We start from the raw sequence: 25852 nt of genomic DNA on the forward strand, positions 1-25852 counted from the left end.
GTTTAAGTCGCGTGCGCGCCAAGGCTCTGAGCAGTGGCCGCGATTTGCCCGAACCAGCTCTCGTCCAAGGGCCAGTCGAGAAGTTGGGCAGCAGCCAGAAGGGCGCCACCAATGGGGGGAAGTTTCGGTGGCGCCGGAGGCTTTCCAATCCTCCGCTCGAGTGCTCCCAAAAGGAGCCGGCTGGAGAAGGTGCCGCCAGCATAAGTCCAATCGGCATTGGCATCGCAATGCCCGGAAATCGCACTGTGGTGCTTTGAGAGTTCACCGGCTGCCTGCTCCAGCAACCCCGTGGCACCCTCGTCGCCATCGCACGCGACCCGATCCACGACAGCCGAAATCGCCGCGATCTCCGCCCTTGGGTTTGAAAGCGCGCTTGCCCAGTCGCCAAGCCCGTTCATGGGATCGGCAGGATCGATGCGGAGGTGGTCGAACAGGGCCCTCGCCAGAGCGGTCGCCGCGGCGCGCCCGTCCAGGCTTTGGCTGACGAGGTTGAGTGCCCTCTGCCCGATCCAGTGACTGCTTCCTTCGTCGCCGATCAGATCGCCCCACCCGCCGGTGCGTGCCGAACTGCCCGTCTGATTACGCGCCCAGGCCATCGAACCCGTACCGGAGAGAATGAGAATGCCGGGCTTGCCGCCAAAGGCGCCAAGATGTGCCGCATCGACGTCGTTGAGAACTTGGCGGAGAGCATTCGGGAAGGCGCGCTGGATCGCATCGCGTTGCAAGGCCGACAGGCGTGCGACCTCGCCATACGCGGGCAGCCCTGCGGCGACCGCCATTAGCTTTGGCTCATTGCGAAAAGGAAGCAGATGCTGCTCCAGCTCTTCCAGCCAGTTCGGATTGTCCATCGGATTGACGCCGCGGCCGCGGGAGCTGCGCAGGATTCGGCCGCTCCGGTCTGCGAGGGCGACGAAAACCTTGCTTCCGCCACCGTCAATACCGAGGATCAGCTCGTCGCTCATTCCTTGGCCCCCAGCTCTGCGATCGTCGCGTCGACGCCGAAATTAGCCAGTTCCTCGCGCCAATGGCGCGGGAGTGCGGAATCGGTAATGACCTTTGCACTGTTGAGCGGCGCCACCTTGTAGGTCGCCATCGTTCCGAACTTCGATGAGTCGGCCAGGACGAAGCGATTTGACGATCGAGCCAGCATACGTCGATTGAGGCTGGCTTCCGCGCTATCGACGCTATAGATGGCGCCGTCGGGACTGATGGCGCTTGCGCCAAGAAAGAGCTGGTCGAACCAGATCGTCTCGATCATCGCTTCTGCCTGGGGCCCGACCAATGATGCGTTTTCGCTGCGCAGCTGGCCGCCGAGAAGCACCACTTCGAGGTTCGGAATGTTCAGGAACTCCTGCGCCACCGTCAAGCCGTTCGTGAATATCCTGAGTGGAATCGGGTTAATCCTGATGAGGCGCGCAAGCTGCAGGACGGTGGTGCCGGCATCGAGGAAGATTGCCGTGCGCGGATGCAGCACTTCATAGGCAGCGGTGGCAATGGCGCGCTTGGCCGATAAATGGCGCTTTTCGCGCTCCTGAAATGCGACCTCGACCGACGACCCATCCGCAATGCGGGCTCCGCCGTGCACACGATCGATCGCCCCCTCCTGCTCAAGAATCTGAAGGTCTCTGCGTACGGTGGCGAGCGACGCCCCGATCGCGTCGGCAAGCGCCTGGATCGTGGAAAAGCCGTTCGCGTAGAGGTGGCTGCGGATGGCATCCAGACGATCAACCTTCACTCCGCCTGCCTGATTCACCGGAAAGCTCCTCCAACAATGTTCGCCATATTGATCATATTTCCACTCTAATCGATCAGAGTCAATCAAAGTATTGGTGTTTTATGATTTTATTCTGGTCACTGACGAAGAAACGCGCCGCGGATGCCGCGGCGCGTCTTGGAGAAGCAGTGATGATGATTTCACTGATACTGAGGCAGGAGATCGCCGTGAGCGTCGATAAGATCGTCGACCATGCTCCAGATTTGGTCGGGCGAGAGTTCTGCGGAGGTATGAGGATCCAGCAGAGCGGCTTGATAAATGCGCTCGCGGCTCTTTGTGAGGGCGGCCTCCACGGTCAACCGTTGCACGGAAACACTCAAATTCATGACAGCCGACAGCTGGGACGGAACCCGTCCGATGCGAACCGGCTGGATGCCGTTTCTGTCGACGCAGCAGGGCACTTCCACGATGCAGTCCGCAGGCAGGTTCTCGATCAGGCCATTGTTTGCGACATTGCCGTAGATCAAGGCCGGAGTGCCGGTTACCGCAGCGTGGATGATGCCGGCAGCATATTCATTGCTACGGCAAACCTCGATCGGTCTCTCGCCTTCTAGCTCCTGCCGCAGAGCATGCCATTCGCCTATCTGGACCTCGCAGCGGCGGAGGTATTCATCCAACGGAATGTTGAGCCGGTCGATCAGGTCGTTTCGACCCTCCTTGATGTACCAGGAGGTATATTCGGAGAAATGCTCGCTGGACTCGGTGACGAAGTGGCCAAGGCGCTGGAGCACGTCGAAGCGTACGCGGTCATCGACCGGAACACGACCCTCGACCGCCAGCGCTTTCAATCGCGGATAAAGGTCTTCCCGGCGGCCGTCGCGATGAACTTTCTCGTATTTCAGGAAGAAGGCGACGTGATTGATACCGGCGGACACGTAATTGACGTCGGCAACGTCTTCGTCCAGGCATTTTGCAAGATGGGCGGCAGTGTGTTGAACGCTGTGACACAGGCCGACCGTGCGGATTTCCGGCGCCAGTTCGTTGATCGCCCAGCAATTGATGGCCATCGGGTTGACGTATTGCATCAGCAGCGCTTGCGGGCAGACATCTTGCATATCCCGGCAGATCGCTTCCAATACCGGGATCGTGCGCAAGCCGCGGAAAATGCCGCCGATGCCGAGAGTGTCGGCAATCGTTTGACGCAAGCCGTATTTCTTCGGAACGTCAAAGTCCGTCACCGTCGCCGGCTTATAACCGCCGACCTGCATCATGAGGATGACGAAGTCCGACCCGCGAAGAGCGTCGCGCCGGTCCAAAGTGGCTTCAATCTTGACGCTTGAACGCCCCAGTGCCTCGCAAATCCGGCGAGCAACGATTTCGGATGTCTTTAGCCGCTCCGGGTCGATATCGAACAGGCTGATGACGTAAGCCCCCTGCGTTTGCGAGGACAAGACATCTCCCAGAATGTTCTGCGCAAATACGGTGCTACCGGCGCCCACCAGGCAAATCTTCGGCATTGCAATCTCCCTATCGGTTATGATTGCTTAGTGCTCCTTCTGAATCAGAATTTCCTCCTGCTATCCGACTAATAATTCCGGAATTCGAGTCGAAGCCAGAAAATGAAACGGAATCACGATCGCGCCGAATGGATTGCATCCAGAGATGCATTCCTGATCGAGCGTCACATGGCCGATGCGATGGCAGCGCCGCACTGGCACGACCACGTCGAGTTGAACCTGTTGATGGAAGGCCAGATGACCTACCTGTTCAACGGCAGACAGGAACAGGTAGAGGCCGGGCGGCTGGTTCTGTTCTGGGCGGCGATCCCGCACCAGACGATCGCCGTTACCGAAAACGCGCCTTTGGTGTGCGCTTATCTTCCCCTCGTCGATTTCCTTGCCCTGCCGGTAGACAGAGGGGCCAGGCAATTGATCATGCAGGGCCGCTTCCTGACGCAGGGACCTCAGGAAAACCCGGATGTTTCGATGTTTGCACGCTGGGAAAGGGAATGGCAGTCAGGGAGTAAGGCAAGGCGCAAATTGATCGTGGATGAGGTGCGCCTGCGCATAAGACGCCTGATCCTGGACAATGCTAAAATCGAGACCGTGCCGACCCAATTGTTTCCGGCGCCTATGGCCGGCCACGCGGTGGGATACGTCGAGGGGCTCATCGACCTGATCAATATGCACTATGCAAACCCGATCAGCATCCCCGAGCTCGCGAAGCGCGCAAATATCCACCCGAGCACGGCCAACAGTGCTTTCCGCAAGGTGTTGGGAATATCGGTCAACGAGTATTTGATCCGATATCGGATGGCGCGGGCGATGCAGCTTCTGACCGACACCGACGCTCCCATCCTGCAGATCGGCTATGACTGCGGCTTTGGCTCCAGTAGTCGCTTCTACGAGATATTCAAGGGGCGAACGGGGACCACTCCGCGTCATTTCCGCGAATCGGTGAGCGGGATGAACCCTTTGGCAGGCTGAATTTGTCGGAAGCGCAACGTCTTCCGCAAGAAGTGCACCTCTGAAATTACGATGTGTTCCCAAGGCGCCCAGCTGAGGCCCGGATGCGGATAAAAATGCTGGGGTCTTGAACGATACGAAGCTCGACGTTCAAGATGATTTTGGTGAAGACCAAGGATTGATCACCTTCAGCCCGGCGGCCTCGAAAGGGCTCGTGTCGCGCGTCGCGACCGCGAGACCGTGCGCCGCTGCCGTGGCCGCAATATATCCATCAGCTTTGCCGATCGCTTTCCCGGACAGCCGAGCACGCGCCATGAGGTCTGAATAAAACTGCGAGGTGGTGACGCCGAAGGGTAGAATGCGCTCGACAAAATGCAGAAGCACTTCGCGCTCCAGGCGATCGTGAAGGATAGCCTGCCGTTTGCCTGGGGGCATGGAAGCAATCCCAAAACGAAGTTCGGCAATTGTTATGGTAGAAAGGAACAGTGTCTCGATTGCTTGTGCGTCCAACCAAGCGATCACTGCCACGTCGGGAACCGATCTCCACGGCTCTGATATGACGTTGGTGTCCAGCAATATCATTCGAACGTCATCGGCTCCGCAGGTGCCTTATCGCGACCCTGCTGCAGGGCTCCAACATCATCGTCGGAAAGCTCGGCATCCCGACCTATCGCCGCAAGTAAAGAGCCGAGTTTCACGCGCTCAGATGGACGAACGGCAGCCTCGAGGATGTCACGGATTTCAGCCTCGGTGCTTCTGCCATGATGAGCTGCTCGCACCCGCAGGGCGCGATGTGCCTCATCCGAGAGATTGCGAATGGTGACCGCTGGCATTGATATCATCCAACCAAACATGATTTCGTTGATATCAAATTATGCCGGATGATTTCTCTTTTCAAGTGGATTCAGAAGCATCGAAATAACTTCAGTGTTATCAGATCAAGCGAGACCTGAATTGATGAAAGACACCCGCCCTGGACAAGTACGACCGCCGCGCGGCTTCCGTTCTTTTCGCTACTGCGTCACGCGAAGGACCGCTGAACCCGTTGTCAATCGACCTTCAAGATCCCGATGAGCCTCGACGAGGTCGTCGAATGAATAGATGCGGGTAGGGTCGACCCTCAGGACACCCGATTTGATTGCCGCAAACAGATCGGCGGCGGCCTCAGCGGTCTGGGCAGGCGTTGAAACGTAATGCTGCAGCATTGGCCATGTCAGATGCAGCCCTCGCGGGCCAAGTTCATAGGGATCAAGTGGAGTAATTTCGCCGGATACCTTACCGAACTGGACCAAGGTGCCACGAACTTTGAGTACGGCAAGCGAACCACGGAAGGTGTCTTCTCCGACGGAATCAAACACCGCGTCTACGCCAACTCCATCAGTCAGTTCGAAGGTGCGCGCCACGAAATCTTCCGTGCTGTAATTGATGACGTGGTCACATCCCGCCCGGCGTGCAACGTCTGCCTTGCTTTGGCTGGATACTGTTCCAATGACACGATACCCGAGTGACTTAGCCCACTGCACGAAGATCTGGCCCACGCCACCCGCGGCGGCGTGATAGAGGATCGTGTCGCCGGGCTTCAAAGGTACAACGTCCTTGACCAGATATCTCGCCGTCAAACCCTTCAAAAAACTGCCCGCGGCCTGCTCGTCGGTGACACCGTCCGGTATAATCACCAACCGGTCGGCGGGATGGAGGCCCGCACTGGCGTAAGCGCCTGTGCTGTGACCGAAGACGACGCGGTCGCCGACTTTCACCGAGGCAACGTTTCTTCCGACGGCCTCGACGACACCCGCTGCCTCGTTGCCGATAATTGCGGGAAATGACGGAACCTCCATCGTGCCGCGTCTGAAATAGACATCCACAAAATTGAGGCCAATGACTGTGCTGCGGACACGGACCTCTGCGTCACCAGGATCTGGGACTAGGATGTCTTCGAACTCCAGGACCTCAGGCGGACCGTACTGATGAATGCGTGCTGCTCGTGCTTTGAGCGACATTATGATTTCCTTTCAGCGAAATAGCGGCACTGTTTTGCGTGACGGTCACAAAGACTGGCGTTCGACATATTGAACGTTTCAGCCCGTTTGATAGTCCTGTTGCTTTCTTGTTCGTCCAGGGTCGCCGGCGGCCACGGTTTTCCGGCGCGCTGCTTGCTCGGCAAGCGTCGCACCACTCACCATGGAGGTGTTACACGGCTGTATATTCGATCCAGACGGCGCCCAGCTCGCGACGGACAGCACGCGCTCCAGCACTTCCTTCGGGATCTCGCGGTCGGTGAACCTGCGCGCCTGTCGGGGTCGTGACCGCCTCATACGCGTCCATGATCCTTGCTCAGACAATCACAAAGATATCAATTCGAGATGAGCCGGCCAATTCTGCTCGGTGTTAGTCCGCACACTCCATTTGGTGGCCGAAATCACACCAAGGGTGAGAGAACGTCCTACCGACGTCGAGGATGTGGGGAGTTGAACAGCCGATCCGCTGTTTTCAGGATGCCGTTGGGCGGAGACAACAGTTGCCCGGGCCTACAGGCCTGCTGGTGCGCACTTTATGCCGGCGTTACTGCAATCAGCCGCGCGCCTCGCCTGACGTCAAAATGCGCAGTGGATGAGGTTCGCGCTCGAACAGTGGCCTATCGCGCAAGGGGATGAAATGACCACGCGTGATGTCAGGGGCGTTTGCTTTTATCCCGGTTTTGTCGGGATCCGGAGTTCAGACCGTCTGAATTCGGGACAAAGACAACTGGGCGGCGAGTTGACCGGCTACCGACAGCCCTCTAATTTTCCAGCTTCGCAGCTGCAATAGCGTGCGGCATTAGGAACGCAGCAAGCTCCGGGATGACATTCCTCGCCCCCTCAAGCGAAAAATCCCGGGCACAACGGCCTATGCCGATCGGGCTCACGAAATATGCCGCAGATCGTTTTAGACAAGAAGGAGCCGAGATCATGACTCTCGGCTTGTCGCCGCTGGCCAACGTCGAAAAAAGCCAATTTCCCGAGAGCACCTTTGTGCTACCTCTATCAGCGCGTATTCCTGTCACTGCTCGTTAACCGCCGGATTTTCAACGTTCAGGGCCAAGCTGAATTCAAGCGCAGGTTTCACGGTAACGAGGTGCAAACTTATATTGGCTTGCGGGGCTCCCACCGAAACCGTCGCGCTGCCGGGACTAAACACCCAGGCAAATCGCCGGTCTCTGAGATCGCCTGCTCCGTCGCATCTCCTCAGAAAAAAGTTTTGATCTCCGGCCCTGTGAGTTAGACATCACAAATCCAAAAGCGCGCGTTCGGCTTCGAGCGTCAATTCCCGGAGTTGGATCATGAAAATCGCGCCGCAGCAGCGGATCTATGTCTGCTTCTTTCTCTTCGCCGTGTCGCTGGGGGCGCTGCTGTCGAGGATGCCGGATTTGCAGGTTGCGCTTGGCGTCGACAAGTCGGAGCTTGGGTTGACGTTGATAGGGGCTGCGATCGGCGCCTTGATTTCGTTGACTTTGTCTTCGCCCGTGATCACCCGGCTTGGTGCGCGGACAACGGCATTCGTTACCGTTCTCGGCACGTCTGCGTTGCTATCGCTGGTGCCGTGGATCGATGCGGCGCCGGTCGTGTTCTGTGTGCTTTTCGTCGAGGGGATGCTCGCCGGGGCGCTGGAGATCAATCTCAATGTCGAGATTGATCGCATCGAAGCACAGCTAGGACGCGGTGTGATGAACAGGGCGCATGGTTTCTGGAGCCTCGGCTTCTTCGTCACGGCGCTTGTCTCCTCTGTCGTCCGCCAAGCCGGTATTTCGATGCAACTCCATCTCGCCGTGACCTTTGCCGCGGTGCTTGTGCTCGGCGTCTGGGCGATTTCCGGCATGCGCAATGCGCCACCGCGGACCCCGTTGAATGAAGGCAAGGCGTCGCTGATGGCGCTTCCCACCTGGGGCCTTATGCCGCTCTGCGTGATCGGCATCGCGGCTTTTCTCGTCGAAGGTGCCGGGATCGACTGGTCGGCGATCTATATGAGCGACGTGTTTTCGGTCGAGCCCTTCGTTGGCGGACTGGGATTGACGCTCTTTACCTTTTGCATGGCGCTGGCGCGCCTGTTCGTCGATCCACTGGTCGATCGGTTTGGCGCGCGGGCCGTCGCCACGATGCTGCTTGTTCTTTCGGCGATCGGCATTTGTGCCGTCTGGGGCGCTCCGCATGCCTATGTGGCGCTGGCGGGCTTTGCCTTGATGGGCGCTGGCTGCAGCGCGGTCTATCCTCTCGCCGTCTCGGCGGCGGCCCAGCGCACAGATCGCGCGGCGTATCTCAACGTCGCCGCCCTTGGCCAGATGACCTTCGTCGTCTTCTTCCTGGCGCCGCCGCTGCTCGGTTTCATTGCCGAACATGCGGGCATCAGGACATCCTATCTCGTCTGCCTTCCGTTGATCATCTATGCGCTCTTTTCGGTCAAGGTGCTTGCCAAGCGCCGGGCGGCCTGCGACGGCAGCGTTGCGAGCGTCCGGAGCGTCAAAGGGTGATCGATCGAGCTGGCTGTTTCGGCGGCTCGATTGGTTCAGCGAAAAGCATAGGCGAGCACGCCGTGGCGGCGTGCTCGGTGCTCCCTTAACGTGTATACGTTTGATGTCCGTCATGAATTTTAAGAGAGCGTTTCACTTCGCTGGGTCCAAAGCTAAAGGAGCACTCGGCAATGCGCCGCGAGTGAGGGTCTTGAACAGGAGTGCCGGTGCTTTGATGGTTGGGGTACGACGACGCCAAGGTCCGCGCAAGACTATTGGCGCGCTCGATGCCGAGACACCCGAAGCGCGGCAATATTGGCAGCCGGCGTCGCAGATCCGACAGTCCGCCGGCTGCCCATGCTAGATGATCATCGCGTCGAGCGGGAGCGTGAACCCGGTTGCCAACAGAGGCCGATCATGATGACTAGCGTGCGTATCCCAGGTAATGTTCTCGTGGCCGTCATGATCGCCTGCGTCGGCACGTGTTACGGCTTCGGCCTCAGCCTTTTTCCTCAGATCATCCCAGACATGCGGAAAGATCTTGCCTTCGACTATGCGTTCGTCGGCACGGTCACCGGCCTAGTCCAGTTTTCCACGGTGGCATTCGCCGTGCTCGGTACCTGGCTCGTCCATCGCATCGGTGCTGCACGGACGGTGGTGGCGTCCGTGTCGCTCTGCGGGCTCTGCCTGTCGGGCATCCCCATCATCGACAATCTCTATGTGGTTGCCGGCCTGCTGATGGTCGCCGGCGCGACGGGCGCATCGACTTTCGTGCCGATGATTAATCTCGCCTCGCGGGTGGTAAGAGCAGAACAGCGCGGCTTTGCCATGAGCCTGATCTCCAGCGCCCCGGCCTTTGGCGTCCTCATCAACAGCGCACTCGTGGCGGCATACGCCGGAAGCGGTCACTGGCAGATGGTCTGGTCCCTCACAGGCGCGGCCACGATCGCACTGGCCGTTGTCACCCACATTCTCTTCGGGCGGGCCGGCCTCTTCGACAGCGGGACAAGTGACGAAACGCTCGCGCCAACTGCCGGCGGTTCAGCAAGCCTGCGCTCCATCATGCCATGGGTGACGCTGATCTTCGCGCTCGGCTTCATCAACGGCCTGATGCCATATCCCTATCTCACCTATCTCTCGCCGTTCCTGCGCGAGGAACTCGGCTATTCCGTCGGCTTTGCCTCATGGCTCTGGGCAACGATCGGGGCGGTGGGGATCAGCGCAGGCTTCGCCATTGGCACAATATCGTCGCGTCTCGGATCGCGCTATGCCATGCTTACCTGTTACTCAAGCTTCCTTGCCGCCGGCGCCCTCGTGGTCCTCGATCCCTCGATGGAACTCTCGATCCTGTCAGGCATCTTCTTTTCGCTGGGCTTTTATCCGATCTATGGCCTGCTGCCGGCCTATGTCTCACATCGCGCCACGCCCCGCGTCGCGGTGACTGTCTTAGGCATCTGCACCGTGTTCCAAGGCATCGGCGGCACTACAGGGAACTTCTTTGGCGGCGTGATCAAGACATCGACGGAGAGTTTCAGCGGCATCTATCTCGCGGTTGCAGTCACGGCCGCCGCCGCCGCGGCGATGACGATCTCGCTGCCGAAGGACCAGAATGTGCAGGCCGTGTAAGCTCGAAGGAAGCTAGAGGCAACAGGACCATGTTGACGCACGCATTCTGGCCGCGCTCGATTCGGATGCCCGCTTATCGATGAGCGAGCTTGCCCGCCTCATCGGCATGGCCGCGCCAAGCGTTTCGGAGCGTGTTCGCAGGCTGGAGGCAACCGGAGTTATCCGGGGTTTCACGGTCGATGTGGACACGCGCGCGATCGGCTATCAGATCCGGGCGATGGTGAGGATCAGGCCTCTCCCCGGCAAACTTCATCTTGCCGAAAGACTCATTCAGGAGCGGCCGGAATTTATCGAATGCGACAAGATCACCGGTGACGATCCTTTCCTCGCCGGCTTGGTCGTCCATTCGATCGAGCAAATGGACGATGTTCTTGAAGCTCTCTCTGAACACGCCGTCACCAGCACGGCTGTCATCAAGGGCACCTCCGTCAAACGCCGCCTGCCGCTCCTGCAGCCAAGGCCTGGTTCATGTCCAAATCCACCTCTCGCTAGAGTCGCGGCCATCACCGGGATCTCGCTCGGACGAAGAATGTGGTTCGAGTTGCAGCCGAGACAGACGAGGGCGATCCCTCCGAGCGCGTCCGACCAGTCGATTTGCCATAATCGCTAAATCGTTCGAGGCCCGATTATCGGGAGGTCCTTGAAAGCGAAGCCGCTCGATCTCATTTGAGATGCTGATTGATCGTTGGACCAACAGCTCATTGCCAAGGCTTCAACGGAACTGAGGTCGTCACGCTCGATGGAGAGCATTCCGGCGAAACCGAGTTCCCTATCATTTCAGTTCAAGGCAAACTGGAACGGAAAGTGCGGATTCCGTCAGCGTCTGCTGCTTGACGCAATTCACATCTCCTATTCAACGAGGTGACTATTGACGCAGTTCTTCGAAACCACTCAAGGGATCATGGCAATGGGAGCGTTCATAGGCGCTGGCAGTTTAGCTGCTGGTTCCTTGCTTCCGAACGTCATTCGACTTGTGAAGACGGGAATCAACCGGCGCCCAAAGGCCGAAACGAGAAACCTCGCGATGATGACGGTGCTGGCGCTAGATGACTTTGTCGGAGCCAGCTATGCTGCCGTTCACGACATGCCCGAATTCAATCCTATTGATGAAGGCGAATTCGTGTTCCACGTTCCAGATCCGACCCTTGTGCTACCAGCGAACGCCAATTGGAACATTTTCGATGCCGAGCTTTCGGACGAAATTCTGTGGCTGTCGAACCGCGTGAAAAACCTCTCATACGCCTTGGATAGTCTCGACCTTTCCAAGCCGAGATACGGTGGCTTCTTCGAGCGACGCCAAGAAGGTTATGCTAATCTCGCGGCTGAAGCGATGGACATCATTGAGCGTATGCTAAAAGAGTTCGACCTGACTCTGCCTGCCAAGCCCGACTATTATCGCCAGCGCGAAGGGCTCGTTTCAGCTATTCAAAAGGCTGGACAAAGCGGTTCGCGACGCCGAAAGCCAGGCACTCCAGCGTCCTCGAACGGGTCAAATGTGCTTGAACTGTTTCCCAGGGCGAACGAGGACGCCGAGTAAACCAAGCGACCGCGTTAGTTGGTAAGAGCCGAGCTGTTTTTTGCGGGCTGCGGTCGAACGCCGTGTACGTCTCATTCATGCTTGCCCTGGAAAGTCAGTTGGGATGTCTTCGCTTTGCTCAGACAGCACCCTGACCAGTGTGCGCTCGTCGAATCTTTATCGTGGAGAAGGAGTTTCGACCGGTGACGCGCAACGATTGACCTCAGCCGAGGAGGCAGGCGCTCATCGGGCAACTTGGGCCATCCGCTCAGGCACGGCGGCTGATTGAATCCGTCATTCCTTCGGCGTCTTGTCGTTTGGCATGGACAGGCCGGCGGCCTCTATTCCTGCGAGAAACCGCTCTTGATCTTCGGTCCGCGCCAGCCGTGTGACGACTTCGGGCCTGACGTTCGAGATCAATGCAGGTGATTTGCTCTTGATCCATTCCAGTTGCTCTTGGGCCTCCTGTTTCTTTCCAAGCGCCCCGAGAATCGAAAGCAATACGAGACGATGCATCGGATTGTAGTTGAGGTCCGACATGTGCGACCATAGTTCGGCAGCTTGCAAATCGCCCCGCATGAAAGCGCACAGCGCCATTCCAACCTCGTAATATCCGCGCGGACCGGCATTTTTCCCGACAGCCTCGGAAATCAATCCGCAGCCTCTATCCCACTCCCCCGACATTGAAAGGCGCAAGCCATATTCACCGACCACTTCGGTATCGTTCGGGTTGCTGGCATAGGCAGCGGCGCCGGCATCTAAAGCCCCAGCCTGATCATTGCCGAAAAAGTCGGCAAGCATCAGCGCTTGATGCGCACGCGCATTCTTCGGATCGAGCCGCACCGCCAGTTGGGCAAGCGCCTTCGCGACGCCAAGCGTCGCAGCGGTCGGTTTCGTGTGAAGCTGGTATGAAAAGCGGAACTCGTCGAGATTTATCAGCGAAAGCAGCGCCGCAACATTGGAATCGGCAGGCGCTTTTTCCACCGCCGCTTGCAGGCAATGTTTTGCCACCTCAAGGGCCTGCACCGTCATTTCGCTACGGTAGCTGTAATAGGAGAGAATGCACGAAAAAGTGTCCGCGCTTCCGGCGATGGTTGCGGTATCGCTCTCAAACATCACCCCGAATGGGCGCGCGACCGCCGTGGCTATGTCCCCAGCGAGGCTTGCTTGGGCTTCTGGAATGCCTTGCACTTTCGTGTCCACATCATAGTTACTTGCCCAGATGACCGCCGCGTCCGCCCGCCGCACGAGCCTTACGATTGACCGCAGCCGGTTGCCTTCGAGCTCCACACTTCCCTGGAGGGCGTAGAGCGGCTGTGACGAAGGGACGCCGTTATTTCGCGGCATGGCGGTGACCACAATGATTTCATTGAAGCGGACCATCTTCTCGATGATGTCGTCGGTCATGCCCCGAGCGATATCGGTCGCGGGCGCCCCCCCGGACGGCGCGTCAAGACGCTCGACGATAATGCTGGGGCGGGTATCGGCTCCCTGTGCGGCCCCATGATCCGAGCGCGGCGACCCCACTTGCTGAAATATGCCCACTGCCGCGGCGAAGACAATCACCGCGCCTGCTACGAGAAGCCAATGCCGCCTCGATACGTGTCGGCGCACCTCGCCGATCTCGTCTGCCGCCGCTTTGGCCTGCTCGCCGTCGTCGCCTGAGAACGCCGAGCGAAGAGGCTGCTCCACCGGCAACATCTCGATCAGTTCAGCATCGGGGTTGACTTCGAAGACTGGCGCGTATCCGCCCTTGGGAATTGTGATGATAACCCGATCAGCGCCGCCATCGGTCAGGTAATAGTGTTCCAGCTCGCGTCTCAGCCGCCCTGCTTCGATCCGGACACATGGATCCTGTTGGGCATCGAATTTCGCATCCCTGCCAAAAACGGCTTGTGCAACGGTAAACGCTTTCAGGTATTCGCGGCGGCCTGCAAGCGTTTCCATCACCACGAATTCGAGGAATCTTCTCGCCCGTTCCGGGAGGCGAAACTCCCGGCTGGCAAGAATACGCTCGAGTTGCTGATGCACCTCGTCTTGCGAAGCGATGCTCCTGTTAATGCCTGCACTCGTCATCAGGCCCCCCGGATTCCGATTTCCAACAACCTGCAGTATGCTGCCCAACACTAATCTCAGCCTGGCGTAACGGCAATCCCGACCCAACCGAGCAGCCCAATAATGGCCAAAGGGATTCGCGCAATAGTCAGATGAGGTATGACGTCACAGAAATCCCAGCGTAAGATACCGTATTCTACCACAGCCGACATGTATTTTACTGCCTTAATGCCCCAGCTCCCCCTATCATCACCGGATATTCTGGAGGAAGCTGCCATGACTGAGCCCTCGACCCCGCATCCCATGACAAGCGCGGAGGAATTGCGCAAACGTGCTCTGGAGCTTCAGCTTCTCGAGATGGACCGTAGCGACAAGATCAAGGCGCGTGAAGCAAAAAAACATGCGGATTTCGTCGAGGATTTTTTTCGAAAAAGTATCGGCGAAGCAGAACGCACCGTTATCAAGCGGCTGGTGATGAAAGCCGCCGCAGACGGCAAATACGAGGCGCTGATCTACAGTTTCCCGTCGACATTCTGCTCGGACAGCGGCCGCGCCATCAATAACAACCTACCCGGATGGCAGAAGACCCTGCAGGGGAAGGCAAAGGAACTCCTCGAACTCTTCGAGCAGGTTGCGAGGCCGCAGGGCTACGGGCTGAAGGCCATGATCATCAGCTTCCCGGACGGCATGCCTGGAGATGTCGGCTTCTTCCTCACTTGGGAGCCGCCTGTCGACTGACCGCAGGAGCCGCTGGTCGGGGCGGAGGAACATCACTTGAAAGCGACCGAGATCGAACGCAAGTTCCTGATCCGCGATAATAGCTGGCGCGATAGCGCCGGCAACTCGCATGTCCTGCAGCAGGCTTACCTGTCCCGCGAAGACAGTTCGATACGCGTCCGCCTGATCGACGGGCATTCTGCGTGCCTGACGATCAAGTTCCGCATAGCGGAGCTCTCAAAGGAGGAATTCGAGTACGAAATTCCCGTCGAAGAGGCCCGCGACCTGCTCCTCCATGCCACCGGCCACGTCATTGAAAAGACGCGTTACCAGGTCCTCCATCACGGCAGAAGCTGGACCATAGACGTCTTTGCTGGGCTCTATGAGGGATTGACGCTCGCCGAGATAGAAATGGCAAGCGAAGATGATCGGCCAGACCTGCCGAGCTGGCTTGGGCAAGAAGTCACAGGCATTAAGCGCTACTCCAACCGCGCCATGGCCGCTGCCCTGGACCTTCCCTCCCGGGCGCAAGGCGTCACCGCTAGAACAGGATTATTGTAGGCCGGGTCGGCCAAGTCTGAATCCTGTTTCCAATGAGAGGGCAAGGATGAAGTCGCGCGAAAATACTCACAGTTTTCGGGCGACACGCTCTTGGATCTACTCGCTGACAACCGTCCAGTTGGCGTCCGGATTGAATTCCTTGATCGCCGCGGCGCGCTGTTCCGTTTGCGGACCGAGGTCGCGCTGATAGATGACACTCGCCCCGTTGATGATAAATGTCTCCACGCCGGTCACCCGATATGCGACGGGCCAGGCGAGCAACGCAAAGCCGGCGGTCATATAGCCGTTGACGACGTAACTTTGTTTACCGCCCAGCACATTGTCACCCTGGGCGGTCAGGATGCGATAGCGGTATCCGAAATAACCTTCGCCGCGTTTGGCGGCGCCGAAGGCAGCCGTCTCGACCAAGGCGCTTGCCGGGCTTTCTTCGCCAAAGACGCTCGGGTCCCAATACAGGCCGTCCAGCTTGCCCGGACTGCTAATCAATTTTTTCGCGAACTCGTAAATGCCATCGCCATCTCGGTCCTCGGACGCATATTGATACTGAGCCGCGACATATTCGTGCATGGTGTCGATCGTCGCGAGTTCGTTTTCGCCGATCCGGCGATTGATGATCTCCTGAAGGCCGCCCTGGGTGTCAAAGGACCATTTCCCGTCCTTTTCCGTCAGCGGGAAGGGCAAAGGCCAAAGCCGGTCGCCGATCGCGACGAACTTCCGTCCACCGAGATCCTCCAGGATGATCTGCCGTGCAGCGCCTTCGCGGATCAGCCCATAGGTGATCATCGCCTCGTTGCTGGACCGCAGCTTGTCCGCCTTCAGGCCGAGAAGACCTGCGAACCCGTCGACATCGTTGTTAGCCAGCGCTGCCTTCAGCCGATCGAGAACCTCGGCCGGCGTGCCAAACGACGGCGTCGGACCTTCCGCCGCAAACTCGGTGAGATCAGTCTGCATCCGCGACACTGACGGGGTCGCGGAAACGCAGAGCGCGGTAGAAAGCATAAGCAGGATCAAGGGTGATTGAGTTCTCATCATATAACTCCGGCAATTTTGGAAGGAAGACATTTATCGCCGGCCGCCGCCGCCACGGCCACCGCCGCCACCACCACCACGGCCACCACCGTGGGATACTGGAGGGCGGGAGCGCTGTGGCGCGGCGCGCGGCGCAGAGCGCTGTTGGCCGCCCATGCTCTGCGCACCCCGCTTCGAAGAAACCGCTTCCCGGCGGCCGGATTGGACATTGCCAAGCGCACTCGGCTGCCGGTTGCGATTGTCGGACCTGGCGGCCATTTGCGGTTTTTTGGCTTTCTGCGCAGGCCTTGCGGCCGGCTTGTTCGGGCGATTGGCCGACTTCGCGGGGCGCGCGTCGGGGCGTGACGCCCCCGGACGATTGGCCGCGTTCGGCGCTCCGGGTCGCGGCTTTTCCTTCAGCCCCTGCACCGTTCCCTTCCGGATATCGTCGGCGCGGGCGCCGACATCACGCGTGCCCGTCCTCTGGCTTGCATTTATTTCGGACGCTCTGTTGCGCAACTGATTGCGATTGTCGGCCTGCAATCCGGATTTGATCGACGAACGGTCCAGCTTGGCAAGCTGGTCCTTGCCGATGCTCATTTTGCTGCGGTCGACATTCGACCAATCGACATCGTTAAACTTCATCTTCCCGTTGAAATTTCGACCGTTCAGGCAATTGTTGCAGTCGATGTCGACGTCACCACCGCCCCAGCGACCTCCCCACACACCCCAGTCGTCCCAGTTCACGATGGCGGCAAAGGCGACCCCGGTTACCGCGCCGGCAAAGAAAGCGGCTCCGGGATAGTAATAATTGTCGTACGGCTCCGGATAGTAGGAGATCGGTTCAGAAGCATAGCCCGGCTCGTAAAGCATCTCCGGCGGATATTGCGGGATATAGATTTTTTCCGGATCGGTCGGACGGATGATGACATTGTCGTTTTCCGTAACGACCGTCACCTTGTCATCCGTCTTGATGATGTTTTTTGCCACCGCTTCGTCGCGAAGTTGCTGAATGGCAATCAGCACATCCTTCTGCTGATTGGTGAGCGCATCGGCAAGCGATTGGGTCCAATCGAGATCCTCGCTCATCATCTTGACGATATCGGGGTAGTTGAGCAACGAGACGACGCTGCCGTCCCAGTCGCTTTTGGGCTTGAGGTCGGCATTCTTCTTTTTCGTATCCAGAAAACGCTGGGCTTCGATGATCTGCAAGGGAAACAGCGAGGCGGCCGAAATCGCCGCGACCAGTTCGTCCGGATAGAGCGCGATCCGCGCCACGAGCACTTCAAGTTCATCGTCTGAAAGGAGTGTCGCCGTGGACTGTTCTGCATCCGCCTGGTTGGGCGCCGCAGCTGGTGCAGGAGCCTGCGCTCTGACAGGAAGTGCCGGCTGCAACGCGATGATCGCCAAGGTCGACAACCCAACCAGCAGCTTGCGGGAAACTCTATTCATCGCACAAGGACCTCCCTTTAATCGTTGAATGGCAGAAGCGTTCACCGCAGTTTCGGACTAACTGGCGTCCGCCTGAGCATCACAATTTTCGATTGTGCTATCGCTTCCCTCATCTCTTTCAGCAATGCGTCGACCAAGCCTGCATATTCCAGCCGCCGCGCCTCCCTTACGGCGTCAGACAGCTGTTCGACATGCGCCAATGCCTGCGCCGCCGCAGCGAGATCCTCGCACATGCTGTGAAAGGCCTCGTTTACGTAGAAAAGTCGCTGCACGAGCCTTGCCTGGTCGGGAAAATGAGCTTCTGCCGCTTCGAGGGCGGACAAATATGTCGAACCACTTTCTCCCGACACCATCTCCGCCCCCGCCACCGAACTGCGCCAGCAGATACGGAACTATATATCAGGCGAACCGCCTCAAGACGTAAAATACGCGATCCTACGCTCGCCGGCGCTCGAATCGATTTGCGCATTCGACAACCAAGCCATGGAACGGGATGCATCTGCCTATCCGGCGTTTTTCCGTCCCACTCCGGCAATCCACTCAGGCAGATCGGCTGGGGACGCCCCGATAGAGATTACGCGATGCTACGGGTCTTTGCGCCGAAAGGGGCCTACTATCCAATCCTCGCTTGCGATCAAGATGGCTCGGGCAGACCAAGCCAGAAGGGGGATCCGTGTTTCTCGACTATTTTGCCTTGGGCGTCTTGGTCTTCGTCGTGGTCACCCTTTTCTACGCCGTGATTGCAATTCACGACATTCCCCACCTGATGGCCAAGGCACGAAACCACCCCCATCAGGACGCGATACACGTTGCAGGATGGGTCAGCCTCTTCACGCTCCACGTGATCTGGCCGTTTCTGTTCATTTGGGCAACGCTTTACCGCGAAGACAGGGGCTGGGGCATCCGGCAGGACGGAAAGTTATCGGCGGAAGCTGAGGCGAATGCGGAAATTGCTCGTCTCCATGCAAGAATCGCCGAGCTCGAGACAAAGACGCCGGAGAAGGAGAACGCCTGATGGATCTGCTCCTCATACTCACCTACGCCGCGATCTGCTGGGCAGTCTTTAAAATATTCAGGATCCCTGTGAACCAGTGGACGCTCGCAACCGCGGTCCTTGGAGGGATCTTCCTCATTTCTACCCTGCTGCTGCTGATGAGCTACAACCATCCCTATTCAGGCGACGGTCGCATCTACTTCACCTCGGCTCCGGTCATTCCCGTCGTCGGAGGCCAGGTCGTCGAGGTCCCGGTGACAGCGAATGCGCCGTTGAAAAAAGGCGACATTCTTTTTCGCATAGATCCGAGGCCCTACCAGTTCACCGTCGATCAGAAGAATGCCGCGCTCGCCGAAGCCAAGCAGTCCGTCCTGCAATTGAAAGCGGCCATGGATGCAGCCAATTCAGGGGTCACGGGCGCAGAGGCCTCGAGGGACAGGTCGCAGCAGGCCTTTGAGAAATTCCAGCAGTCGAACGAGAATGCGAAGTCGAGCGGCAAGGGCGCCGTCTTTTCCGAACTTGAGGTCGAGAACCGGCGCGGCATCTACCTGACTTCGCAGGCTGCGGTCGACACGGCCATCGCCCAAGCAGTGCAGGCGAGACTTGCCTATGAGTCAGAGATCAACGGAACCAACCCGACAGTTGCAAGGCTGCAAGCGGAATTGAACAACGCCGAATACGAACTCGACCAGACGGTCGTGCGGGCTCCGACCGATGGCTACGTCACGCAGGTTTTCCTCCGCCCCGGAATGATGGCCAACCCTCTGCCCTTGCGGCCGGTCATGGTCTTCATCGACAGCCAGGACCGCATGCTGGCGGCAGCTTTCATCCAGAACTCGCTGCAGCGAGTGCGCGTCGGCGATGAAGCGGAGGTCTCCTTCAGAGCCGTGCCCGGCAAGATATTCAAGGCCCGGGTGCAGGGGGTCATCGATGTGATGGCACAGGGCCAACTCCAGCCGAGCGGTGCGCTGATCGATCCGCAATCGCCCGAGCGCATATCGCCCGGGCAAACGCTGGCTCAGATCGAGTTGCTCGAAAACACAGACGATTATCAACTACCGGGCGGCGTCGTCGCCGATGTCGCGGTCTACACCCACCATTGGCACCACGTCGCAGTCCTTCGCAAGGTCCTGTTGCGGATGAGCAGCTGGATGAACTTCGTGTTCCTCGAACACTAACGGCATGTCCCGCAGAAACCCTGCGTCGGTTTGCGCCGCAATACCAAGATCCGACGCGCGCCGAGCGGGCAAGGGCCAACGGCAAGGGATAAGGAGCCAGTGGTGATAGGAAGTCTTCCCATGTTGCGGGGCCTTGCCGGCTTCAACAGAGCCTGGCTCCGCAGTGACATTCCGGCCGGCCTGTCGATCGCAGCCGTTGGTTTGCCGAGCGCCATCGCCTACCCCGCCATCGCCGGTTTGCCCCCTGAGACGGGCATCTATGCCAGCATCGTCGCGCCGATCGCCTATGCGATCTTTGGACCTTCCCGGCTCTTGGTCGTCGGGCCCGACGCCGCGACCATGACCGTGCTGGCGGCCGCCATGGGTGCGATCATCGCAACTGGACCGGCGGCGACCGATACCGACAGGATCGCCATCGCGTCGGCCCTTGCCCTCGGTGTCGGTGTCTGCTGCATTGCTGCAAGGTTGTTGAGGCTCGGTGTTCTCGCGAGCTTTCTGTCGCGTCCCATTCTGGTGGGGTTCTTCGCCGGCGTGTCGCTGTCGATCCTTGTCGGACAAATCGGCCGCTTCACAGGGCTCAAGATTGAATCGGATGGGTTGATCCCGCCACTCGTCGAGCTCCTCGCCAAGAGCAGTCTGATCCATTGGCCTTCGCTCCTTCTCGGCCTCATCATGTTCGCGTTGTTATGGGTCGTCCGGGCCTTCCATTTCAGAGTTCCGGGCCCTGTTCTGGTGGTCGTCCTATCGGTTGTTCTCTCTGCGATCTTCGACTTCCAAGGCCGGGGTATCGCGGTTGTCGGTGACATCCCGAGCGGGCTGCCGAGCCTGTCCCTGCCCGCATTGCATCGGATGCCTCTCGATAAGATCGTGCTCGGTTCAGCCGCCATCTTTCTCGTCAGCTTCGGCGCCGGCATCGTCGCGGCAAGAAGCTTCGCTTCGCGAACCGGAGAGGAGGTCGACGCCAATCAGGAATTGATCGGACTTGGTGCTGCCAATATTGCACCCGCCCTCTTCGGCTCGTTTCCGGTCAGCGTTTCGGATTCGCGAACCGCGATAAACCTGTCGACGGGCGGCGTCTCGCAGGCCGCGGGACTGGTATCGGCAGCGACCCTGATTGCCGCTCTTGTTTTCCTTCACAGTGCCTTGCGGATACTTCCCATTCCGGCGCTGGCGGCAATCCTTGCAACGGCGGCGATCAGCCTCATCGATGTTCACGAACTGAAGAAGATCTGGCGTGTCAGCCGGATGGAATTCATCTTTGCGCTGATCGCCATGTGGGGTGCGATCAGCTTTGGGGTCCTCAACGGCGTGGTCGTCGCTGTTGCGGCGACTTTCGCCTATCTGCTGCGTCAGACGATGTTCCCGCGCGACGGTCTTCTCGGCCGCATCGAGGGACGGCATGGCTTCTTTGATCTTCGCCGGTTTCCGGAAGCCCGCTCGGTCGAGGGCGCGGCCGTCTTTGCCATTCAGGGCAGCATTCTGTTTTACAACGCCGACTACCTGCGCATGCGGCTGACATCGGTGGCAAAGGAGCTCGCTGTCGGGACCAGATGCCTCGTGCTGGATGCGAGCGCGATCACGCATATCGACAGCACCGGCGCAACGGCACTGGAGGCCGTGGCCGAGCTCCTTGCGCAGCGGAACATCATCTTCGCGATTGCTGACCTCAGCGAAGAGAGCCGCGGCATTCTCGAACGCGCCGGCGTCATCAAGGCGATCGGAGCCGACAATCTTTTCAACGGCAGGGAAGAAGCCCTGCGAACGCTGATCGGCGATTTCGATCAGACCGGGACGGCAGCTTCGGAAGCCAACGTACCTTAAGCACAGGAGGGAGAGCCATGGACGAGAATTACGAACCGAGCCAGATCGATGTGAAAACCGACAATGGCGGCAAGGACAAAAAGAAAAAGAAGTCGTGGGATTATGAAAAAGAAATCGGCCGCATGCAGGTGGAGCTTGCGCATCTGCAAGCCTGGGTGAAGAAATCCGGTGCGAGGATTGTCATCATCTTCGAAGGACGCGACGCCGCCGGCAAGGGCGGCATGATCAAGCGGATAACGGAAAAGGTCAGTCCGCGCGTTTTCCGCGTCGTGGCGCTGCCCGCTCCGACCGATCGCGAGAAATCACAGATCTATATGCAGCGATACATCGCCCATCTGCCGGCAGCCGGCGAGATCGTGATTTTCGACCGCAGCTGGTATAACCGTGCCGGCGTCGACCGCGTCATGGGTTTCTGCAGCGAAAAGAAGGCAGAGCGCTTTCTTGAATTAGCGCCTCGCTTCGAGGCTTCGATCGTCGAAAGCGGCGTTGTTCTGCTGAAATATTTCCTCACGGTCGGCGAGGAGGAACAGGAGCGTCGTTTCAAGCGTCGGATCGACGACCCGCTGCGGCAATGGAAGCTGAGCCCGATGGATGTCGAATCCTATCAGCGCTGGTGGGATTATACGCGCGCCTATGACGCGATGCTGCGGATGACCGATACAAATCACGCACCGTGGTGGATTGTGCCGTCGGACGACAAGAAACGTGCGCGGATCAACTGCATCTCGCACATCCTGCAATCCATCCCTTATGAACGCGTCAAGTTTAATGCGCCGGATCTCAAAAAACGCCAGAAGCGGCCGGCCGACTTCGTGGACGATCACAGCATCCGACATGTCGTGCCCGACGTCACGCCATAAACAAAACGAGCCTGGAACTGGCGGGCGCGATGATGGACAGATCAGCCGAGACGACGACGCAAAGCAGCGAGGCCGGACAGGTTTCGATAGAGGCGAAAGTTAGCGATCTGGTTCGATTGGGCATCATCGGGCTTTTTACCTACTGGACCATGGTTCTCATCGCGCCCTTCGCACTCATCGTCATCTGGTCGGCCATTCTTGCGGTCGCACTGTTCCCGATGTTCGAAGCGCTCACGCGGCTGATCGGAAACAGACCGAGAATTGCGGCGACGGTCATTGTCGTCGGCTGTCTTGTCCTGATCATCGCACCGCTGGGCCTCGTTGCCGTCAATTTTGCCGATGCCGCGCAGGCGTTGATCGGCAAGTTGTGGACAGGAAACGTCACGCTCCCCTCCGCCCCGGCGGCGGTGCGGGAATGGCCGATCGTCGGCGAGCGAATCCATGACACATGGAACCAGATTGCCGGTGACCTGGCCTCCACCATCGTCAAGTTTCAGGCGCCCATTCGTGAGGTCATGGGCGTTGTTGTTGCAAAGCTCGCCTCGGTTGGCGGCGGCCTGTTGAGCTTTGTCGTATCGATCATGCTTTCCGGCCTGCTTCTGACAAGGGCGGCGCGCTTGGCGACAGCAATTCAGGCGCTGGCGAGCCGGGTCGGCGGGGACAGAGGTGTCGGCTTTGCCCGGCTGGCCGGAACGACCGTGCGAAACGTATCGCGCGGTGTCATCGGCGTTGCCTTTCTGCAGACCTTGCTTTGCGGTTTGTGTTTCGCCGTCTTTGGCATGCCGGCGCGCGGCGCGCTGACTTTTCTGGTCTTCATGCTCTGCGTGATGCAGCTCGGGCCCGGCCTGGTGCTCCTGCCCGCCATCATCTGGGCCTGGTTCTCCTGGTCTCCCGTCACCGCCTTCGTCTTTACCTGCATTGCGGTCCCCATCACGCTCATCGACAACATCTTGAAGCCGATCCTGATGTCTAGGGGCCTCTCGACTCCCATGCCGATCATACTAATCGGCGTGATAGGAGGCACCCTATCATACGGTCTGCTGGGGCTATTTTTGGGACCGATCGTCCTGAGTGTCTTCTATGAACTTCTGAGAGCCTGGGCATGGCCATCAGATGCACCAGACGGATCGAACGCGGCTTGAAATCAGTCGGCCCAAACAGATTCTGACGTCGTGCGACGGCTTAGATGAAATATCTCCGTCTGTTCGATGAACGCTCTCGGGTGTTCTCCGTGTTCAGTCTTTGGTGCAATAGACGACGACCTCTTGCTCTATTTCGCGGCAGACTTGTTCGTACTCGTTGATCAGCGTCTGTTGCCTTGGATGCTGCCTTCGGAAGCGGTCCAGAGCATTGGCGGCAAGATCATAAGCCTCAAAAATCTCGCCCAGCGCCTCACTGGCCTGATCGGCCAAATCAGGACGGAACTCGGGGAGCCTCAGCATCAATTTCCTCCGTCCACACTCTTTGCCCATCGATTAGCTCCGCACTCACGTCCGCAAGGTGCCCGAACTGCATCAACATCAGATCGTTCCCGCGCAGATCCATGCAATTTCAAAATGGAAGGTTCGGCCGGGCCGCTTTGGGATCGACGCGTCGGCCGTCGAAGGGATGTACGGTGAACGCCGAGATACAAGCACGAAAAAACCGTCCCTTTATTTGGCCCAACAGATAGCAGCCGCAGCCGCATCGGTATCAGGGCTCATCTGGTTGGTATCTCCCATTCCGGCTGTCTTGATCGGTTGCGCTCAAGGCCTTCACGGTGACAGCCGCAACGACGCCGGTCAGCACGATTCCGGCAAAACCGATCACCAGGGCAAACATCCGAGCCGACAGATGTTTGGGCGTAAAATCACCATATCCGATGGTAAGGCCGGTCACAAAGGTGAAGTAGAGGGCTTCGTCGATCCTCCAATTCTCGATGCGCCATATTGCCAGGCCAGAAACGATCATTACCGACACGATGCCGGACAGGATTGGCCAAATGATACGAAGCTGCTGGGCGAGCGCAATGAAGAACAGACGTCTCATTTGCCTGGCGCCGGGCTCATCGCCTTTTCCTACTGGCACGATTTCCACCTTTCTGCAGTTCAGCCGCGTGTGAGCGGTTTCCGGAGGACATGATGCTATAACTATTAACGTAGAACAGGATTCAGGCCGACCTGACCTACAACCATCCTGTTCTAGAGCGTCGTTTGCGCGTCGGGAAAGATGCACGGCGCTGTCGAGCATCGCGGAACCCTTATCGCACCGCATCGGGCTCGGGCATCATTCCACTGCAGCCGACGTCACTGCATTTGCGGGGGCAGGACATACAGCGTTATGGCGAAGATCGAATAGACCATCAGCACCAACACGCCGACAAACCATGCCGACCGTCCGCTATTCGTCACGAACATCGCCGTGATGGTCGCAAGGAGGACCATCACCACGACTCCCGGCCAGAACTGCAGGTTCATCGGCGACGGACCGATCACGTAACTCAGCAAAACCAGGACGGGTGCAACGAACAACGCAATCTGGGAAGCGCTTCCGAGCGCGATGCCGACGCTGAGATCGAGCCGGTTCTTACGAGCGCCTGAGAACGCCGAAGCCATTTCGGCGGCCCCGCCAACCAGTGCGACGACGATGAAACCGACGAAGGCTGGCGTCATTCCGAACGCTTCAGCTGCCTTTTGCACCGATTCGACGAAGATCTCGCTCACCAGCGCGACGAGGACGGTGACGCCAGCAAGCGTGGCAAGGGCGAGGCCGATCGGCCACGGCATCTCGTCGCTCTCCGCATGCTCTGCTGCGGCGAAAATCTCGCGGTGTGTCCTGAGGCTGAACAACAGCCCCAGTCCGTACCCGACAATGAGAAGAACCGACAGGCCGAGACTGAGTTTTTGGGTGACGGCCGACGCCGAGGTGGAGTCCATTTCAGCAACCGCCGAGGGCATCAGAAGCCCAACGGTGGCGAGAAAGAGAAGGCCGGCTTGAAGACGCGCACTGGCTCGGTTGAACTCCTGGAAGTGGTATTTAAGCCCGCCCAGGAGAAAAGAGGCGCCCAGCATGAACAGCGTGTTGGTGACGATCGCGCCGGCAATCGACGATTTTACCAACGTATACTCGCCGGCGCGCAGGGCAGCCAGCGCAATGACCAGCTCGGTGAGATTTCCGAGCGTCGCGTTAAGCAGCCCGCCTGCGGCGTCACCCGTCTTGGCGGCTACGGATTCGGTTGCGTGACTGAGCAACCCGGCCAACGGTACGATGGCAAGCACCGACAGGACAAAGAGCGCCGTGTGGGCCTCAGGCATCACCGCCGCAGCAATAAACACCACCGGCACTGCGACCAGCAACCACAGCATGGGGCTGTCGCGGATCTCTTTCAAAAGGAGGCTCAACCGTTCGCTCCCTTGGGTGGTG

At 58.8% G+C, this 25852-nt stretch carries 25 protein-coding genes and 1 pseudogene; 12 read left to right on the plus strand and 14 right to left on the minus strand.

Annotation, left to right across the window (positions count from 1 at the left end):
- Positions 1–2 precede the first annotated feature (2 nt).
- The 3 genes from HJB89_RS19100 to HJB89_RS19110 all read right to left on the minus strand — a co-directional run bounded on the left by HJB89_RS19100 (position 3) and on the right by HJB89_RS19110 (position 3231).
- Positions 3–962: an N-acetylglucosamine kinase gene (locus HJB89_RS19100; RefSeq protein ID WP_221150397.1), complete on the minus strand. Its 960-nt coding sequence runs from the start codon at positions 960–962 to the stop codon at positions 3–5.
- Positions 959–1753, minus strand: coding sequence for a DeoR/GlpR family DNA-binding transcription regulator (locus HJB89_RS19105; RefSeq protein ID WP_221150418.1), 795 nt, complete (start codon positions 1751–1753; stop codon positions 959–961). The genes HJB89_RS19100 and HJB89_RS19105 overlap by 4 nt, the downstream gene beginning before the upstream one ends.
- 161 nt (positions 1754–1914) lie before the next feature.
- A complete protein-coding gene (locus HJB89_RS19110) occupies positions 1915–3231 on the minus strand; it encodes an alpha-glucosidase/alpha-galactosidase (RefSeq protein WP_221150398.1) in 1317 nt (438 codons plus the stop codon).
- A 102-nt stretch (positions 3232–3333) separates the two neighbouring features.
- On the opposite strand from HJB89_RS19110, the gene HJB89_RS19115 reads away from it, so the two are divergent.
- Entirely contained in the window at positions 3334–4200 is an 867-nt protein-coding gene (locus tag HJB89_RS19115; RefSeq protein WP_221150399.1) for a helix-turn-helix domain-containing protein, read from the plus strand.
- Between the two features lie 129 nt (positions 4201–4329).
- Here the strand turns inward: HJB89_RS19115 and HJB89_RS19120 are convergent, their stop codons facing one another.
- The 4 genes from HJB89_RS19120 to HJB89_RS19135 form a co-directional block, all read right to left on the minus strand.
- Positions 4330–4761, minus strand: a complete 432-nt coding sequence (locus HJB89_RS19120) for a type II toxin-antitoxin system VapC family toxin (RefSeq protein WP_207585758.1) — start codon at positions 4759–4761, stop codon at positions 4330–4332.
- Entirely contained in the window at positions 4758–5012 is a 255-nt protein-coding gene (locus HJB89_RS19125; RefSeq protein WP_221150400.1) for a FitA-like ribbon-helix-helix domain-containing protein, read from the minus strand. Before HJB89_RS19125 ends, HJB89_RS19120 begins: the two co-directional genes overlap by 4 nt.
- A gap of 180 nt (positions 5013–5192) precedes the next feature.
- Positions 5193–6179: a quinone oxidoreductase gene (locus HJB89_RS19130; protein WP_207585760.1), complete on the minus strand. Its 987-nt coding sequence runs from the start codon at positions 6177–6179 to the stop codon at positions 5193–5195.
- 78 nt (positions 6180–6257) lie between these two features.
- Positions 6258–6494, minus strand: coding sequence for a nitroreductase family protein (locus HJB89_RS19135; protein ID WP_259672079.1), 237 nt, complete (start codon positions 6492–6494; stop codon positions 6258–6260).
- Positions 6495–7498: 1004 nt separating this feature from the next.
- Here HJB89_RS19135 and HJB89_RS19140 point away from each other — a divergent pair.
- From HJB89_RS19140 to HJB89_RS19155, 4 genes and pseudogenes are all read left to right on the plus strand, one after another.
- Positions 7499–8683 (plus strand): MFS transporter, encoded by a 1185-nt coding sequence (locus HJB89_RS19140; protein WP_221150401.1) that lies wholly within the window; start codon positions 7499–7501, stop codon positions 8681–8683.
- A 399-nt stretch (positions 8684–9082) separates the two neighbouring features.
- The gene (locus tag HJB89_RS19145; protein WP_221131283.1) at positions 9083–10288 is read left to right on the plus strand and encodes an MFS transporter; all 1206 of its coding nucleotides are present in this window, start codon (positions 9083–9085) and stop codon (positions 10286–10288) included.
- Between the two features lie 25 nt (positions 10289–10313).
- Positions 10314–10739 (plus strand): annotated as a pseudogene (locus HJB89_RS33780) (Lrp/AsnC family transcriptional regulator); the annotation flags it as partial.
- 417 nt (positions 10740–11156) lie between these two features.
- Positions 11157–11825 (plus strand): hypothetical protein, encoded by a 669-nt coding sequence (locus tag HJB89_RS19155; RefSeq protein ID WP_221116258.1) that lies wholly within the window; start codon positions 11157–11159, stop codon positions 11823–11825.
- 273 nt (positions 11826–12098) lie between these two features.
- Here HJB89_RS19155 and HJB89_RS19160 read toward each other — a convergent pair whose 3' ends face one another.
- The gene (locus HJB89_RS19160; protein WP_221150402.1) at positions 12099–13880 is read right to left on the minus strand and encodes a hypothetical protein; all 1782 of its coding nucleotides are present in this window, start codon (positions 13878–13880) and stop codon (positions 12099–12101) included.
- A 255-nt stretch (positions 13881–14135) separates the two neighbouring features.
- Between HJB89_RS19160 and HJB89_RS19165 the strand changes: the two genes are divergently transcribed.
- Positions 14136–14597 (plus strand): hypothetical protein, encoded by a 462-nt coding sequence (locus HJB89_RS19165; protein WP_207585932.1) that lies wholly within the window; start codon positions 14136–14138, stop codon positions 14595–14597.
- A 36-nt stretch (positions 14598–14633) separates the two neighbouring features.
- Entirely contained in the window at positions 14634–15137 is a 504-nt protein-coding gene (locus HJB89_RS19170) for a CYTH domain-containing protein (RefSeq protein ID WP_207585765.1), read from the plus strand.
- A 96-nt stretch (positions 15138–15233) separates the two neighbouring features.
- On the opposite strand, the gene HJB89_RS19175 is transcribed toward HJB89_RS19170, so the two are convergent.
- From HJB89_RS19175 to HJB89_RS19185, 3 genes are read right to left on the minus strand one after another with little or no spacing between them, the layout of a single operon-like run.
- Positions 15234–16166, minus strand: a complete 933-nt coding sequence (locus tag HJB89_RS19175; RefSeq protein ID WP_221116257.1) for a DUF2950 domain-containing protein — start codon at positions 16164–16166, stop codon at positions 15234–15236.
- Between the two features lie 33 nt (positions 16167–16199).
- On the minus strand, positions 16200–17597 hold the full coding sequence (locus tag HJB89_RS19180) for a DUF3300 domain-containing protein (protein WP_221150403.1): 1398 nt from the start codon (positions 17595–17597) through the stop codon (positions 16200–16202).
- Between the two features lie 41 nt (positions 17598–17638).
- Positions 17639–17950, minus strand: coding sequence for a hypothetical protein (locus HJB89_RS19185; protein ID WP_207585768.1), 312 nt, complete (start codon positions 17948–17950; stop codon positions 17639–17641).
- 320 nt (positions 17951–18270) lie between these two features.
- Here HJB89_RS19185 and HJB89_RS19190 point away from each other — a divergent pair, with 320 nt between their 5' ends.
- The 5 genes from HJB89_RS19190 to HJB89_RS19210 all read left to right on the plus strand — a co-directional run bounded on the left by HJB89_RS19190 (position 18271) and on the right by HJB89_RS19210 (position 23592).
- Entirely contained in the window at positions 18271–18612 is a 342-nt protein-coding gene (locus HJB89_RS19190) for a DUF3302 domain-containing protein (protein ID WP_207585769.1), read from the plus strand.
- Positions 18612–19769 carry an HlyD family secretion protein gene (locus HJB89_RS19195; RefSeq protein ID WP_207585770.1) on the plus strand — a complete coding sequence of 386 codons (1158 nt, stop codon included), beginning with the start codon at positions 18612–18614 and terminating at the stop codon, positions 19767–19769. Before HJB89_RS19190 ends, HJB89_RS19195 begins: the two co-directional genes overlap by 1 nt.
- Positions 19770–19889: 120 nt before the next feature.
- A complete protein-coding gene (locus tag HJB89_RS19200) occupies positions 19890–21590 on the plus strand; it encodes a SulP family inorganic anion transporter (protein WP_246762909.1) in 1701 nt (566 codons plus the stop codon).
- 17 nt (positions 21591–21607) lie between these two features.
- A complete protein-coding gene (gene ppk2 / locus HJB89_RS19205; RefSeq protein ID WP_207585772.1) occupies positions 21608–22450 on the plus strand; it encodes a polyphosphate kinase 2 in 843 nt (280 codons plus the stop codon).
- Between the two features lie 32 nt (positions 22451–22482).
- Positions 22483–23592, plus strand: a complete 1110-nt coding sequence (locus HJB89_RS19210) for an AI-2E family transporter (protein WP_207585933.1) — start codon at positions 22483–22485, stop codon at positions 23590–23592.
- A 93-nt stretch (positions 23593–23685) separates the two neighbouring features.
- Here the strand turns inward: HJB89_RS19210 and HJB89_RS19215 are convergent, their stop codons facing one another.
- From HJB89_RS19215 to cax, 3 genes are all read right to left on the minus strand, one after another.
- On the minus strand, positions 23686–23922 hold the full coding sequence (locus HJB89_RS19215) for a hypothetical protein (RefSeq protein WP_207585773.1): 237 nt from the start codon (positions 23920–23922) through the stop codon (positions 23686–23688).
- Positions 23923–24142: 220 nt separating this feature from the next.
- The gene (locus tag HJB89_RS19220; protein WP_207585774.1) at positions 24143–24478 is read right to left on the minus strand and encodes a potassium channel family protein; all 336 of its coding nucleotides are present in this window, start codon (positions 24476–24478) and stop codon (positions 24143–24145) included.
- Between the two features lie 257 nt (positions 24479–24735).
- Entirely contained in the window at positions 24736–25830 is a 1095-nt protein-coding gene (gene cax / locus HJB89_RS19225) for a calcium/proton exchanger (RefSeq protein WP_207585775.1), read from the minus strand.
- Between the last annotated feature and the right edge of the window lie 22 nt (positions 25831–25852).

The sequence above is a fragment of the Rhizobium sp. NZLR8 genome (assembly GCF_019685025.1).
GTDB lineage: Bacteria > Pseudomonadota > Alphaproteobacteria > Rhizobiales > Rhizobiaceae > Rhizobium.